Source organism: Staphylococcus sp. AtHG25 (assembly GCF_003217445.1).
Lineage (GTDB): Bacteria > Bacillota > Bacilli > Staphylococcales > Staphylococcaceae > Staphylococcus > Staphylococcus haemolyticus.
In genome coordinates, this window is the sequence record NZ_QJSN01000008.1 from 1 (window position 1) to 15,257 (window position 15,257).

At 32.8% G+C, this 15,257-nt stretch carries 13 protein-coding genes and 1 pseudogene; 1 reads left to right on the forward strand and 13 read right to left on the reverse strand.

Annotated elements, in window-relative coordinates; genetic code table 11:
- From BDW31_RS07265 to hflX, 5 genes and pseudogenes are all read right to left on the reverse strand, one after another.
- Positions 1-209: pseudogene (locus BDW31_RS07265) on the reverse strand (ISL3 family transposase); the annotation flags it as partial.
- A 353-nt stretch (positions 210-562) separates the two neighbouring features.
- Positions 563-1,903 carry a type I glutamate--ammonia ligase gene (gene glnA / locus BDW31_RS07270; RefSeq protein WP_053024923.1) on the reverse strand — a complete coding sequence of 447 codons (1,341 nt, stop codon included), beginning with the start codon at positions 1,901-1,903 and terminating at the stop codon, positions 563-565.
- A gap of 20 nt (positions 1,904-1,923) precedes the next feature.
- A complete protein-coding gene (locus tag BDW31_RS07275; RefSeq protein WP_011275891.1) occupies positions 1,924-2,289 on the reverse strand; it encodes a MerR family transcriptional regulator in 366 nt (121 codons plus the stop codon).
- A gap of 203 nt (positions 2,290-2,492) precedes the next feature.
- Entirely contained in the window at positions 2,493-3,731 is a 1,239-nt protein-coding gene (locus BDW31_RS07280; protein ID WP_053024922.1) for a methionine gamma-lyase family protein, read from the reverse strand.
- Between the two features lie 19 nt (positions 3,732-3,750).
- Positions 3,751-4,989 (reverse strand): GTPase HflX, encoded by a 1,239-nt coding sequence (hflX, locus tag BDW31_RS07285; RefSeq protein ID WP_053024921.1) that lies wholly within the window; start codon positions 4,987-4,989, stop codon positions 3,751-3,753.
- A gap of 109 nt (positions 4,990-5,098) precedes the next feature.
- Here hflX and BDW31_RS07290 point away from each other — a divergent pair, with 109 nt between their 5' ends.
- Positions 5,099-5,575, forward strand: coding sequence for a glutathione peroxidase (locus BDW31_RS07290; protein ID WP_037551583.1), 477 nt, complete (start codon positions 5,099-5,101; stop codon positions 5,573-5,575).
- 192 nt (positions 5,576-5,767) lie between these two features.
- Here the strand turns inward: BDW31_RS07290 and hfq are convergent, their stop codons facing one another.
- The 8 genes from hfq to mutL form a co-directional block, all read right to left on the reverse strand.
- Entirely contained in the window at positions 5,768-6,010 is a 243-nt protein-coding gene (gene hfq / locus BDW31_RS07295) for an RNA chaperone Hfq (RefSeq protein WP_053024920.1), read from the reverse strand.
- Positions 5,964-6,962, reverse strand: a complete 999-nt coding sequence (gene miaA, locus BDW31_RS07300) for a tRNA (adenosine(37)-N6)-dimethylallyltransferase MiaA (RefSeq protein WP_053024919.1) — start codon at positions 6,960-6,962, stop codon at positions 5,964-5,966. Before miaA ends, hfq begins: the two co-directional genes overlap by 47 nt.
- 10 nt (positions 6,963-6,972) lie before the next feature.
- Entirely contained in the window at positions 6,973-7,902 is a 930-nt protein-coding gene (locus BDW31_RS07305) for an alpha/beta fold hydrolase (RefSeq protein WP_053024918.1), read from the reverse strand.
- 292 nt (positions 7,903-8,194) lie between these two features.
- Positions 8,195-9,868, reverse strand: a complete 1,674-nt coding sequence (locus BDW31_RS07310) for a glycerol-3-phosphate dehydrogenase/oxidase (RefSeq protein ID WP_053024917.1) — start codon at positions 9,866-9,868, stop codon at positions 8,195-8,197.
- 151 nt (positions 9,869-10,019) lie between these two features.
- Positions 10,020-11,519 carry a glycerol kinase GlpK gene (gene glpK, locus BDW31_RS07315; RefSeq protein ID WP_053024916.1) on the reverse strand — a complete coding sequence of 500 codons (1,500 nt, stop codon included), beginning with the start codon at positions 11,517-11,519 and terminating at the stop codon, positions 10,020-10,022.
- A 130-nt stretch (positions 11,520-11,649) separates the two neighbouring features.
- Positions 11,650-12,468: an MIP/aquaporin family protein gene (locus BDW31_RS07320; protein ID WP_011275900.1), complete on the reverse strand. Its 819-nt coding sequence runs from the start codon at positions 12,466-12,468 to the stop codon at positions 11,650-11,652.
- Positions 12,469-12,694: 226 nt separating this feature from the next.
- The gene (locus tag BDW31_RS07325) at positions 12,695-13,228 is read right to left on the reverse strand and encodes a glycerol-3-phosphate responsive antiterminator (RefSeq protein ID WP_053024915.1); all 534 of its coding nucleotides are present in this window, start codon (positions 13,226-13,228) and stop codon (positions 12,695-12,697) included.
- Between the two features lie 15 nt (positions 13,229-13,243).
- The gene (gene mutL / locus BDW31_RS07330; protein WP_053024914.1) at positions 13,244-15,256 is read right to left on the reverse strand and encodes a DNA mismatch repair endonuclease MutL; all 2,013 of its coding nucleotides are present in this window, start codon (positions 15,254-15,256) and stop codon (positions 13,244-13,246) included.
- Between the last annotated feature and the right edge of the window lies 1 nt (position 15,257).

Below are 15,257 nucleotides of genomic sequence, written 5' to 3' on the forward strand. Positions count from 1 at the left end.
AAAGTAATCGTTGAGGTTTTCTTACCATTTTTTACTATAGAGAAATTTTCATTTTTAGTTGAACAATTTTCACAATGTGTAGGTTGATAAGTGAGTTCGGCATAGTAAAACAAGCTCATTCGTCCTTTATGTTTTTTCTCAGTCACTTCATCTGAAAAATTTAGATTTTTATCTTTAATTCTTAATGTATTTAATATAGACTTACACATAGGCGCATTACCTTTCTTTTTTATTTTGTTTGGTACCTAATAATTATAGAGGTAATTGCGCTATTTTTGTATTCAAACATAAAAATTGGACTGATGTTTTTTAGTCATCAGTCCAATTTATTATAGAGCTTAAAAAGTATAGTCATTTAACAAACAATGAATGATGATGCTAAAGAATATTTTGAGAAGTATATTAAGAATGTATTTTAAAGTGTACTTGACCAAAATTTGACCAATTTTAATTTCTTCACAAAAATGGTCAAGTAAATTTAGCTTTTCAAACATAAAAAAGAAGCTAAGGCATGTGCCTTAACTCCTTGTATCCCTAAATCTTTCCCCTTTTTGCTTAGCGATTAGTATTGTTTCATATATTGATCGCGTTCCCATTCAGAAACTTGAGTTCTGTAATAATCCCATTCAATTGATTTAGAGTTAATAAATTGGTTGTAAATGTGATTACCTAACGCTTTTTTAACTGTGTCATTTTCGCGCATAGCTTTTAATGCAGTGTAAAGTGTTGAAGGTAAATCTTGGATACCTACAGCTTCACGTTCTTCACGGTTCATTTCATAAATATTTTGGTTGACTGGTTCTGGGACTTTAGATTTGTTCTTAATACCATCTAAACCAGCTTGTAGGATTGTTGCTAATGCCATGTAAGGGTTAGCAGCTGGGTCTACTGAACGTACTTCAATACGAGTTGATAATCCTCTTGAAGATGGCACACGTACTAATGGTGAACGGTTTTTACCACTCCAAGCGATATAACAAGGTGCTTCGTAACCAGGAACTAAACGTTTATAAGAGTTTACTAATGGGTTACATACAGCTGTGAATCCACGTGCATTATTTAAGATACCTGCAGTAAAATGATAAGCTTCTTCAGTTAATTGCATTTCACCATTTGGATCGAAGAATGCATTTTCTTTACCTTTAAATAAAGATACGTTGAAGTGCATTCCGCTTCCGTTAACACCGAATAATGGTTTTGGCATGAATGTTGCATGTAAGTTATGTTTACGTGCAATTGTTTTAACAACTAATTTAAATGTTTGGATGTTATCACATGCAGTAATCGCATCTGCATATTTAAAATCAATTTCATGTTGTCCTGGAGCAACTTCGTGGTGACTTGCTTCGATATCGAATCCCATATCTTCAAGTTCTAATACGATGTCACGACGGCAATTTTCACCTAAATCTGTTGGTGCTAAATCGAAGTAACCACCATTATCATTTAGTTCTAATGTTGGTTCACCTTTTTCATCTAATTTGAATAAGAAGAACTCTGGTTCAGGCCCTAAGTTGAAATCTGTATAGCCCATATCTTCCATTTCTTTCAATACACGTTTTAAGTTGTTACGTGGGTCACCAGCAAATGGTTCACCGTCAGTAGTATAAACATCACAAATTAAACGAGCTACTTTACCTTGACCGGCAGTCCATGGGAAGATAACCCAAGTATCTAAATCTGGGCATAAATACATGTCAGATTCTTCGATACGTACGAAACCTTCGATTGATGAACCATCAAACATCATTTCATTGTCTAATACTTTTTCTAATTGGCTAACTGGTACTTCAACGTTCTTGATTGTACCTAAGATATCTGTGAATTGTAATCTTAAATATCTTACGTTTTCTTCTTTTGCAAATTTACGAATGTCATCTTTACTAAATGTACGTTTAGGCATGGTAAAAATCCTCCAAAAATTTATTTAATAAACCGTGATAAATCACCACGATTTATTGGCAAAGCTTCACCAGGTGGTTTCTGCGTTGCGTCTACAATCATTCTTTTTCTAATCTCTTGCTCATCTGATGTTAAATGCCCTTGATTATTAGTTATGATTTGTTTAATTCCTTTAAGGTTAAATCCCTTCTCAATCAAAGATTTAATTTCGAGGAGACGTTCTAAATCATTTAACGAGAATAATCGCTTATTTCCTTCTGTACGCTCGGGCATGACAAGTTCATGTGTTTCATAGTAGCGGATTTGTCTTGCAGTGAGTTCTGTTAATTTACAAACAACACTCATAGAGAACACGGCCATATTACGTCTGATTTTATCGTTAGACATTAATAACCTCACCTCTACTTTTGAACTTGATACTAATTTAGCATAGTTTAAAACGTATTACAAAAATATGTCAGGTTTTCTTACATGTAATTTTAAAAGCTATATTTAATTGTAATTACAAGGTCTTTTATACCAGGTAATTTATATTGAAATATAAATTTTTTCAAAAAATCCCTACTCAACTCAAGTAGGGATACATTTTTCTATATCAAGTTTTGTTCTTTTAAATAAGTAACTGCACGTGTAACAGCTAATTTAACATGTTCATATGTTAATCCGCCTTGTACATAAGCTTCATACGGTGGTCTAATAGGTCCATCTGCAGACAATTCAATTGAAGACCCTTGAACAAAAGTACCGGCTGCCATAATGACATCATCTTCATAACCAGGCATATAGCTTGGTTCTGGACTAAAATGAGCATTAATTGGTGAAGCATGTTGAATACTTTGGCAAAATGCTATCATTTGTTCTTTAGTATCAAATTGGACAGTTTGTATTAAATCAGTACGTTTAACATTGTAATTAGGAACTGTTTTCATTTTCATTTTTTCAAGGAGTAAGCTTGTAAATAATGCACCTTTCAAACTTTGACTAACTACATGTGGTGCTAAGAAGAATCCTTGATACATTTCTTGTAATGAATATAAAGAAGCGCCGGCCTCTTTACCGATACCAGGAGCTGTTAATCGATAACCACAACGTTCGATTAAATCTTTACGTCCGGCTATATAACCACCAATCTTAGCTAGACCACCGCCTGGGTTCTTGATTAGTGAACCTGCTATCAGATCTGCACCAACTTCAATAGGTTCACGTTGCTCTACAAATTCTCCATAACAATTATCTACAAAGACAATGACATTAGGGTATTGTGATTTAATATCATGGATAGCAGATTCAATTTCATCGATAGTAATTGAAGGTCTTTGGTCATACCCTTTTGAACGTTGAATGGCTACTACTTTCGTCTTTTCTGATATTGCTTCAATTGAAGACTGAATATCTATTTGTCCATCTTTTAAAGGGACTTCTTTAAATTCGACACCGTGTTCTTTCAAGCTTTCAATGCCATTTCCATTTACCCCTATAACTTCAAGCAACGTATCATATGGACTTCCAGTAATATATAATAGTTCATCTCCGTATTTAAGTGTACTTTGAAGTGCTAGAGTAATCGCATGTGTACCAGAAATGATTTGCGGGCGCACAATAGCATCTTCAGCTTTAAAAGTATGTGCATAGATTTCTTCCAAATGGTCCCGACCAAAATCATCATATCCATATCCTGTACTTCCAACTAAATCACTCTCGGTAGCTTTAACGTAATGAAAAGCATTCAGAACTTTTTCCTGATTACTATATGCAATTTCTTCTATTTCTTTAAAATATGGTACCAACGTCTTCTCTACGTCTTTAACCATTGATGTAATATCTGACATTTTCATATACTTCCTTTTATCATTTTTTATATCCAGTAATGATGTAAGTTTCATTTTCAGCATAAAAATTCATTTCTTCAATGAGTGTATGCTGCTTTAAGAAATAAAGTCTATCTGCGTTTGTACTAGGGACAATCTCTTCATAGAAACTCAGTGTTGATTTAACTTGATCTATTAAAAATGATTTTACTTTTAATTTATCTTCTTCATCACGGCTAGAGACAAAGATGGATGGAGACGCAGATAATGGTTTATCATCACTATCACCACATTGATCCTTCTTATTAAATATAACCGCTTGTGGTATTTGATTCATATCTAAATCATTAATCAATTGATTTACTGTATCATATTGAGAACGGTATTCTGGATGGCTTGAGTCAACAACATGTAATAATAAATCTGCACCTTTTGCTTCTTCTAAAGTTGATTTAAAGGCGGCAATCAAGGTCGTTGGTAACTTTTGAATGAAACCTACAGTATCTGAAATAATTAAATTAAATCCTTCATTTATTTGAATTTGACGTGTTTTAGGATCTAATGTTGCAAAGAGTAAATCTTTTTCAAAGGTTCCTTCGCCAGATAATACATTAAACCATGATGATTTCCCCGCATTCGTATAACCAACGAGTGCAATCTGAAAGACTTGATTTTGTTCACGTTTGCTACGATAACGTTCCCTGTGTTCCACTACAGTTTTTAATTGATGTTTAATTTCATTCATACGTGTTCGAATATGACGTCTGTCCATTTCTAACTTCGTTTCACCAGGACCACGTGTACCTATGCCACCACCTAGTCTTGATAAACTCTTACCATGTCCTTGAAGTCTTGGCAATAAATAATCTAATTGCGCTAATTCGACTTGTAATTTACCTTCGCGACTGCTAGCTCTTAAGGCAAATATTTCTAAAATCAATTGTGTTCTATCGATAATTTTAATGCCCAAATTATCATTTAATGTTTTTGATTGAGCGGTAGTTAACTCATCATTCGTTACTACGACGTCTATATCATGGAATTCAATAAAAGCTTTAAGTTCATCAATCTTACCTTTACCAACGTAATATTTATGATCGACTTGTTCTCTATTTTGAGTAACTTGTCCTTTAACATCTAGCTGACAAGTCAAAGATAGGGCTTTTAATTCTTCCATCGTTGAATCAAAATTAAATTCGTTATCATTTTGAGCATGTACACCGACTAATACAGCAGTTTCCAATTTTTTCTTTGTTTCATGAGTAATTTGCTGAGTCATGTTATACATCTCCTTCTTATATATTTCTCAAATATTCTATCATAGTGTCTATGCAAAGACTATCCACTAAAATTATGTTACATTAAATTTATATTGAAAGGGTGATACTATGGAAAATATATATGATTTTGTTGTACAAAAGTCCAATGGTGAAGATTATAAATTAGAAGAATACAAAGGCAAAGTAATGCTAATCGTTAATACTGCTAGTGAATGTGGTTTCACGCCACAATTTGAAGGCTTACAAGCATTGTATGAAAAATACAAAGACCAAGGTTTTGTGATATTAGGTTTTCCATGTAATCAATTTGGTGGCCAAGAACCTGGTTCAGGTGCAGAAGCTAATCAAAACTGTAAAATTAATTACGGTGTGACTTTCCCTATCCATGAAAAAGTAGATGTCAAAGGTGAAAATCAACATCCTTTATTCCGCTACTTAACTGATGCAGCTAAAGGAATGTTAAGTGAAAAAATCAAATGGAACTTCACTAAATTCTTAGTTGATAGTGATGGTAACGTTGTAAGTCGTTTCTCACCTCAAAAGAAACCAGCACAAATCGAAAAAGATATTGAAAAATTATTATAGATATTGTTTTAATACAATAAAAAGCTTCATTATAGAGTGAAATAGCAACTCTATAATGAAGCTTTTTATATTACAAACATTCCTCTATTTGTCAAAAGTGCTAAAATTTGATGAGTTTATTACAAGTTACACTTTCATTAAGACCGTTGTCTACGCTCTTAAGAACTTACAACGTTGCACTTTAATTACAACTTATTTTTGACTATTTACTGATTCTTCAGAATCTGAAACTTCAGTCTCAACAGTAAATGTGCTGATCGCATGTTTGTATATCAAATGTTGTTTACCTTGAGAAACTAAACTTACAACATATTTGTCAAAGTCTTCAATAACACCTTTCATTTGAAAGCCGTTTAAAAAGAAAACAGTAACTTCTGTTTGTTGTGATTTAAAGTTCTCTAGTGCTTGATCTTGGATGTTGTGGTTTGCAATCATGTTTAGAACTCCTTTTATTTATTTGGGTTGTAATCTCATCTAACATCATTTGAAGTGACATTGTCTCTCTATTAAACCATTGAACAGTCAATTTATTCTTGAACCATGTCAATTGTCGCTTAGCATATTGTCTAGAATGTTGTTTTAACGTTTCAACTGCTTGGTCTATTGATGACTCACCATTCACAACAGGTACCAGCTCTTTATAACCAATTGCTTGCATACTTTGAGTAGATTCATAACCCTGTTCTACTAGATTCTTCACTTCTTTAAATAATCCGTGGCCAAACATAATATCTACACGTTTATTTATTCTTGAATATAATGTTTTGCGCGACATTTCAATCCCTATTAATAATGTATCATAATTTTCTGTAAATTGTTGTACTTTCTTGCGAGAACTTATAAGTTTTTTTGTATTTAAGTAATATTCAATCGCTCTAAGCACTCTTTTTCTATTATTTGGATGTATGTCTTTAGCAGATTGTGGATCAAATGTAGCTAAATAATCATGCACTTCTTGATTAGTTAATTGTTCTAATTTTTGTAATTGTAACTGTGTTTTCTGTTCAACTTCTTTTGAAACTGTCTCATCATCAAAAGGATAATCATATATTAACGATTGTATATATAACCCTGTTCCCCCTGCTATGATCGGTATCTTTCCTCTTGAAGTTATATCTTCTATTAGTGCTTGAGCTCGTAATTTGAAATCGTACACAGAAAATGAGTCATCTGGATTTAAAATATCAATCATATAATGAGGAATTCCATCCATCTCTTCATTAGTAACTTTAGCTGTACCAATGTCCATTTGTTTATAAACTTGCATGGAATCCCCACTAATGATTTCACCGTCAATTTGTTTAGCAAGTTCAATACTTAACTCTGTTTTACCTGATGCAGTTGGACCTACTATAACTACTAAAAACGGTTTATTGACGTCACTCAATAGTTATCCCTCACTTTATTTTTTTCTTTAACACTTGTTTTTGGATCCATTCAAACATATGACTCCAAATCATTTCTTTTTCATCTTCAAATAAAATTTCATGTCTTCTATTAGCATATAGTTGGACTGTTATATGATTTATTCCAGCACGTTTGAATTTCTTTCCTAATTTACGTATACCTTTCCCATAATCTCCAAATGGATCATCCTTACCAGAAATAAGAAGCATTGGTAATACTTCATTAATTTTTTTAAGTTGATTATTATTTGCTGTACGTATCATATTCTTAACGGTTTGGTAAATTAATTGGTTTGACACTAAGAAACCAGTGTAATCATCCTTAACAAATTTATTAATTTCATCGCGTTTAGATGATAGCCAATCACTACTTGTTTCAGGTTGGTCTATCTTTTTATTAAACGATTTATAAACAAATTGATTTACCCATTCTAGGCAACTGCGCTTCCCAAAAATTAAGGTTATTAATTTTAAAACGATGATGGCTGGAATCCCTTTATATTTTGGATATTGACCAGTACCAGTGAGAATTAAACCTTGCGCAATATCTGGATATTTCTCTACAAATAAACGCGCAATAATTGAGCCCATTGAATGTCCCAAAACGATATATGGAATATTGTTATCTGAACCGTGAAGTGTTTGAGCTATTTCATATGCATCTTGTGCAATGATATTCATATCATCGTAATGACCTCTTTCATTTTCATCAATATCAATACCATGCCCTCGATGATTATGTCGAATAACATCATATCCTTGATGTGTTAAAGCTTGCACAAGTGCTTCATATCGATCCATATGCTCAGCCATCCCGTGAAAGATATGGACGACACCAAATGTAGCAATCTTAGCCTTATCTACTTTTACTTCAATCATAGTGCCGTCTTCAACGGTAATTTTGAATGATTGTTGACTCACGCATATGCCTCCTTGTGAAATTATAACTTAATCCTTAAAGCTTATATTCTTTTTAATATACCTTTCATTCTTAATGTTATCAAATTGTTAGACTCATTTTAACAACTAAAGCTTTATAACATAAAATTACTTTATTTTATAAAAAATGAACTGAGATGAGCTTCATATTAAAGCTCTCTCAGTTCAGATATTAACTGCGAATTTGAAGTTTAAAATAAATTTACTAGTTAGTTAGCAGTATCATATTTGAATTTAATCAAAAATGTTAAATTTCAAAACATAAATACTAATTTTATTTTAATACTGCAAGTTGTTCATTTCCACGAGTTGCTTCTTCAATTGCAATATTAATTTCTTTAGTAAATTCGTTTTGTTGACTTTGTGTATAGTTTAGTAATTTAGCAAGTTCTTCAACGACTGCATCTTTATATTGTTTAACTTCATTGATATTGAAATAAAGTTTACCAGATCTACGAATTAAGAAATCAGTTGGTTTAAACACCATTTCATTTTGTACACTATATACTAACTCAACGTACAATTCTAATGATAAATTTAAATCTTTGTCTTGTGCAATTTGTGCGATGTTAAATAGTTTATCTACGTTAGAACCATATTTAGAAGCTAAACGTTTGGCAACATCGGCTTGAAGTCCAATCGCTTTACCTTCTTCAACTTTGCGTTCCACGAAACTTTCAAAGTTAGCGCTACCACCTACATCACCACCAGAAATTGGTGTATGTTTTGTTTTACATTCAGCAAATGTCAATTTATATTCTTGTTTTAAGCGCTTAGCTAATAAATCTACGATTTCAAGCGCCATATGACGATAACCTGTTAATTTACCACCAGCGATTGTTAATAAGCCTGATTTACCTTCCCAAATTTCATCTTTACGTGAAATTTCAGAAGGGTCTTTTCCATCTTCTAAAATTAAAGGTCTAACTCCTGCCCAAGTTGATTCGATATCTTCATCTTTCACATTAACATCTGGGAACATATAGTTAATCGCATCAATTAGATAATCTCTATCTTCCTGTGTTGTTAAAGGTTTTGTTTTGTCATTATCATAGAAAGTATCTGTAGTTCCAACGTATGCTTTACCTTCACGTGGAATTGCAAAGATCATTCGACCATCTTTTTCAGTGTCAAAATAAACAGCTTGTCTTAATGGAAACTTAGATTGATCAATGACTACATGGACACCTTTAGTTAAACGTAATTGTTTATTGTTACGTGTATAATCTTTTTTACGAACTTCATCTACCCAAGGGCCTGCTGCATTAATAACTTTTTTAGCGTTAATTTCATACATTTCACCAGTAAGTTGATCTTGAACTTCAATACCTCTTACTTTTGATTTAGAATCGTAAATGAAATCTGTAGATTTCGTATGATTTAAAATCTCTGCACCATTTTCTTCAGCACGTTTCATAACTTCAATTGTTAAACGTGCATCATCAGTACGGTATTCAACGTAATAACCGCCACCTTTAAGTCCATCTTTTTTTACCAATGGCTCTTTATTTAATGTTTGTTTTTTACTTAACATTTTCTTGCGTTCATATTTTTTTACGCCTGCTAAACGATCATAAGCAGTTAAACCTAAATTAGTTGTGAATTTACCAAACGTTCCGCCTTTGTGCATTGGTAATAACATCCATTCAGGAGTAGTTACATGAGGGCCATTTTCATAAACAATCGCACGTTCTTTACCCGTTTCAGCTACAACTTTGATTTGAGCTTGTTTTAAATATCTTAAACCACCGTGAACAAGTTTAGTAGAACGAGAACTTGTACCTTGAGCAAAATCTTGCATTTCTACTAAAGCTACTTTCATTCCTCGTTGAGACGCATCTAATGCAATACCTGCACCTGTAATACCGCCACCTATAATAACGACATCGTATTCTTCATTTTGTAAATTTTTCTTAATTACTTCTCTATTTAATGTTGATAAAGCCATAAATATACCCCTCCGATATTTTATTTATGCGAAAAAGAGAGACCTATCCATACAGAATCAAACTGTATGTAACAGGTCTCTCAAATCTCGACTGATGTATTAACTTAATTTAATCATATCACACTTCAATAAACTAAGCCATGTTTAGAGATTAATCTTCCAATTTAAAGACCTGAGTAGCTTCAACTGCTTTTTTCCAACCTTTATACAACTTAGTTCTGTCTTCTTCAGACATCTGTGGTGTAAATTCTGTTTCTAATTGCCATCTATTTGCTATTTCATCTTTACTATCCCAGAAACCAACAGCTAATCCTGCTAAATAAGCTGCACCTAATGCTGTCGTTTCTTGTATTTCAGGGCGTTCTACAGCAGTATTTACAATATCAGCTTGGAATTGCATGATAAAGTTATTTTTAACTGCGCCACCGTCAACACGTAAATTGTTTACTTCAATCTTAGAGTCTTTAGACATAGCTTCCATAACATCACGAGTTTGATAGCATAAAGATTCTAAAGTCGCACGAATAAAGTGTTCTTTTTCAGTACCGCGACTTAAACCAAATATAGCACCTCTAGCTTCTGAATCCCAATAAGGTGTACCTAATCCTACAAATGCTGGTACGAAGTAAACATTATCTGTAGAATCAACACGTGTAGCATAATTCTCTGATTGAGGTGCAGAATTTATAATTCTTAATCCATCACGTAACCATTGAATTGCTGAACCTGAAACAAAGATAGAACCTTCAAGTGCATAATTGACTTTACCGTCTAAGCCGTATGCAATAGTAGTTAACAACCCACTTTCAGATTTAACTGGGGCTTCACCAGTATTCATTAACATAAAGCCGCCTGTACCATAAGTATTTTTAACATCTCCACGTTCGAAACAAGCTTGTCCAAATAGTGCTGCTTGTTGGTCACCAGCAATACCTGAAATCGGTACCTCTTGACCGAAGAAATGATAATCTTTAGTGTGAGCGTAAATTTCACTAGATTCTTTAACTTCCGGTAATAATTGTTTAGGTACATTTAATAAATCAAGTAGCTCATCATCCCATTTTAAATCGTAAATATTATACATTAAAGTACGACTAGCATTTGAATAATCTGTAATATGTGCTTTTCCACCAGATAACTTCCAAACTAGCCATGTATCAATTGTACCGAATAATAAATCACCATTTTCAGCTTTTTCTCTAGCTCCATCAACATTATCAAGAATCCATTTAACTTTTGTACCAGCGAAGTAAGGATCTAACAATAATCCAGTTTTATTGCGGAATGTTTCTTCATGACCTTGTTCCTTTAATTCATGACAAATTGATTGTGTTTGACGGGATTGCCAAACAATTGCATGGTATATTGGACGTCCAGTATTTTTATCCCAAATAACTGTAGTTTCACGTTGGTTGGTAATTCCAATACCCTCAATTTGGTCAGCGTTAATTTCATTTTCATTTAATACTTCAGTCATAACTGCTAATACCGAAGTCCAAATTTCATTAGCATCGTGCTCTACCCAACCTGATTTAGGGAAGTATTGCTTAAATTCTCTTTGTGCAACACCTTTAATATCGCCTTCTTTATCAAATAGAATGGCTCTTGAACTTGTTGTTCCTTGGTCAATCGACATGATGTATTTTTCCATAAATTTTCTCCCTTTCTGCTATGTGAATAAAAACATTTATTTTTTAATTTTGAATAATAAGGAAGTGTACTATATGTATAGCACTTTTCCAAAAAAATTAACCACTAATTTAAGATATTTATTAAATTAATTAATAAATAGACTCAATATCATTTGATTTATTAGATTTGTTTAAAACTAAACCTAATACTAATGTTGCTATTACTAGTAAAATACCTACTGCACAAATTAAATCAAATTGACCTTTATAAAATACTTTATAAATAACTGCTCCAAGCATACCTCCAGCTATAGGTCCTAATACAGGTACTATCGCGTATCCCCAATTAGAACCACCTTTACCTGCAATTGGTAATATAGCATGAGCGATTCTTGGTCCTAAATCACGTGCTGGATTAATTGCATATCCAGTCGGACCACCTAAGCTCAAGCCAATAGCCACGATTAAGCCACCAACAATAAGTGGATTCATTCCATCTGCAATTTTATTTACACCGATAAATAAGATACCTAAACATAAGATTGCTGTACCAATAATCTCACTTAAAAAGTTTGCAAAATAATTCTTAATAGCAGGTGCTGTAGAGAATACGCCTAACTTTGCACCCTGATCTTCAGTTGCCTTCCAATGTGGTAAATACATTAACCAAACTAATACACCGCCAAAGATACCTCCAAGCATTTGACAGATAATATAGCCAGGTACTTGAGCCCAACTAAAACTTCCATCCATCGCTAAAGCAATTGAAACCGCTGGATTTAAATGTGCACCTGAAAACTTACCAACTGCGTATGCGCCCATTGACACGGCTAATCCCCAACCTGCTGCAATTACTATCCAATCAGAATCCTGTCCAGCACTTCGCTTTAAATTGACGTTGGCACAAACGCCACCACCAAAAAGGATAAGAATAGCAGTACCAATAAATTCTGCTAAATATACATTCATCACGAATCCTCCTATAAGACAAAAAGATTCCTACAAAAGCGCTAATAAAGGCATTGCAGAAATCTCTTCGTCTCTTAATCTAATATTAACTTGTTTAAATCATACAGAAAGTTTGTAAGCGTTGTCAATACTTTCGTTAAAAATTTGTCACATTTAAATTGTTTGAAAAATTGTTATAATCGTTTTTTAAGATTTTAAATTACAGCAAAATTATTAACGATGATGTCTACCATAATAAACGATTGCTTGTTGTAACGTAACTTGCCCCGCTATTAAGTGCTTGAACAATTTCACTTTCTTCATTAATTAAACCACCTGCTATAACTTTTGAAGGGGTTTCTTCATCAATAATTTTAACTACTTTATGTGCAATCCCAGGTAATACTTCAATGAAATCTGGTTCAACCTTCTTAATTAAGTTGATACTTCTACTTAATGCTTGGCTATCTATAATAAACACCCTAAAAATCGTTAACTTATTTAACGATTTAGCCTTCTGAATTACTTTAGATTTGGTAGAAACGATCCCTTTAGGATTATAAGTTTGAATTATATACTCACAAGCAAATTCATCGACAGCCATCCCTTTAATTAGATCAATATGAATATAAGTTTCAATTTGATTCGCTTTAAGCAATGCCATAACACTTTTCAAATGACCGATATGCATATCTAATAATACGCATATCTTATAATCTGTTTTTATTAATTTTTCTAAATCTTTCATGTTGCGTATCGCTGGTAAAACATATTCCTTCATGCGGCATTTTCCTCTCTACATTACACGTTTAAATAGTTTTTCAAGTTCATAATTTGAAAAATTGATGATTATAGGTCTGCCATGAGGACAAGTGAATGGATCTTCTGCTTCACGTAACTGATCAATCAAATCCGCCATTTCATTATTTTTTAAATAATGATTTGCCTTTATTGATTTTTTGCAACTCATCATGATGGCAGCATCTTCACGCATTTTTTTAACATTTACTTTTTTATCGTTTAATACTAACTCAACCATATCTTGAATAATTTCTTCAGCTTCAGCTTTTGGGAACCAAACTGGGTAACTATTAACGATATAATCATGACCGCCAAAGTGCTCTAAATGAACACCCACTTTGTCTAATTCATCTTGATATTGATCAATAATCATTTGTTCATCTTTTGAAAAGTGGAATGTTAGGGGTATTAATAAATCTTGAACTTCATTAGTCACTTCACCAATTTTTTCTCTAAAATATTCATATTTGATACGTTCTTGTGCAGCATGCTGATCTATCATAAACATGCCATTCTCATTTTGAGCAATGATATAAGTGCCATGCACTTGTCCTACGACTTCCATATATGGAACACGTCGAGATGGTGTGTTACTCACTTTACCTTTAATATCATTATTATCTTGCTGACTGTATAATGTTTGAGAAGCTTTCGATGATGCTTCATCACTATTGTTTTGTTCAGTTACAACTTCTTCTGAATCGTTTGTAGACTCGTCATTTAATGATAATGCATCACCTTTGTCTAAATCATTCAAAATTTCTTTTTGAATTTGGAAGTAATCTTTGTCATCTGAACGTTTATTATTATGTACGAAGCTTTCCGTACTTTCATTAATTAACTCATTATTATCTAAATTTGGATTTTGTACTTCAGATTCACTCATATCATAATATTGAGAATTTTTTTTGTCTTGATTAGAGTTACGCTGCCTTCTTTCAAAGTCTAATTTTTGTTGTTCAAATTGATTTAAGACTTTATTTTTTTTAGGCGTTCTATCCAAATCGTTCTGCGGAATTAAAATTCTATCCTTGAATGCATAACGGATTTTCTCAACTATTAATTGATACAATTGCTCTTCCTTTGATAATCTGACTTCTAATTTAGTTGGATGGACGTTCACATCTACTAATATAGGATCCATTTCTATGTTTAAATAACATATCGGGTAGCGTCCTATTGTCAGTAATGTATGATAACCTTCAATAATAGCTTTATTTAGTACAAAATTTTTAATATATCTTCCATTTATAAAAATTGATATATAATGTTTGTTACTTCTTGAGTGTTCTGGCTTAGCCACAAAGCCTTCAAGGTGATAATCGCTTGTATCACCTTGAATGTGCACTAAATCTTTAGCTACTTTAATACCATAAATCTCTGCCATAACCTCATTTGTTTTACCTGAACCATTCGTTTTTAATAACGTTTTTCCATCAGATATTAATGAAATTCGTATATCAGGATGACTCATTGCCATCCGATTCACAATATCTGTAATTTTACCTAACTCTGTGTATAAGCTTTTAATATATTTTAAGCGAGCTGGTGTATTGTAGAAAAGTGATGAAACAGTAATATCTGTACCTTTTTTAGCTTTAGCAGGTTTACGACTTAAAATCTCTCCGTTTTCTGCATAGATTTCATGTCCATTTTCTCTATCAGTGCAAGTTTTAAGTGTGACTTTAGCAACTGAAGATATACTTGCTAATGCCTCCCCACGAAATCCTAACGTTCTGATATGAAATAAATCGTCATCGGCATCTAATTTACTCGTGGCATGTCTATGAAACACTAAATCTAAATCATCTTGTTCTATTCCAGTACCATTATCTACTACTCTAATTGAGGATATACCTGATTGTTCTACCTCAATATTAATTTCTGTCGATTTAGCATCGATTGCATTTTCTAGCAATTCTTTCACAACTGAGCTTGGACGCTCTACTACTTCGCCTGCTGCTATTTTATTAGCTAAAGAGGTTTGTAGTTCTTTAATTTTGCCCATT

Excerpts from the sequence above, each read along its gene's own strand:
- glnA (WP_053024923.1), bottom strand. The coding sequence starts at position 1,903 with ATGCCTAAACGTACATTTAGTAAAGATGACATTCGTAAATTTGCAAAA.
- BDW31_RS07275 (WP_011275891.1), bottom strand. The coding sequence starts at position 2,289 with ATGTCTAACGATAAAATCAGACGTAATATGGCCGTGTTCTCTATGAGT.
- BDW31_RS07290 (WP_037551583.1), top strand. The coding sequence starts at position 5,099 with ATGGAAAATATATATGATTTTGTTGTACAAAAGTCCAATGGTGAAGAT.
- mutL (WP_053024914.1), bottom strand. The coding sequence starts at position 15,256 with ATGGGCAAAATTAAAGAACTACAAACCTCTTTAGCTAATAAAATAGCA.
- BDW31_RS07325 (WP_053024915.1), bottom strand. The coding sequence starts at position 13,228 with ATGAAGGAATATGTTTTACCAGCGATACGCAACATGAAAGATTTAGAA.
- BDW31_RS07310 (WP_053024917.1), bottom strand. The coding sequence starts at position 9,868 with ATGGCTTTATCAACATTAAATAGAGAAGTAATTAAGAAAAATTTACAA.
- BDW31_RS07320 (WP_011275900.1), bottom strand. The coding sequence starts at position 12,468 with ATGAATGTATATTTAGCAGAATTTATTGGTACTGCTATTCTTATCCTT.
- hflX (WP_053024921.1), bottom strand. The coding sequence starts at position 4,989 with ATGACTCAGCAAATTACTCATGAAACAAAGAAAAAATTGGAAACTGCT.
- BDW31_RS07280 (WP_053024922.1), bottom strand. The coding sequence starts at position 3,731 with ATGTCAGATATTACATCAATGGTTAAAGACGTAGAGAAGACGTTGGTA.
- hfq (WP_053024920.1), bottom strand. The coding sequence starts at position 6,010 with ATGATTGCAAACCACAACATCCAAGATCAAGCACTAGAGAACTTTAAA.
- glpK (WP_053024916.1), bottom strand. The coding sequence starts at position 11,519 with ATGGAAAAATACATCATGTCGATTGACCAAGGAACAACAAGTTCAAGA.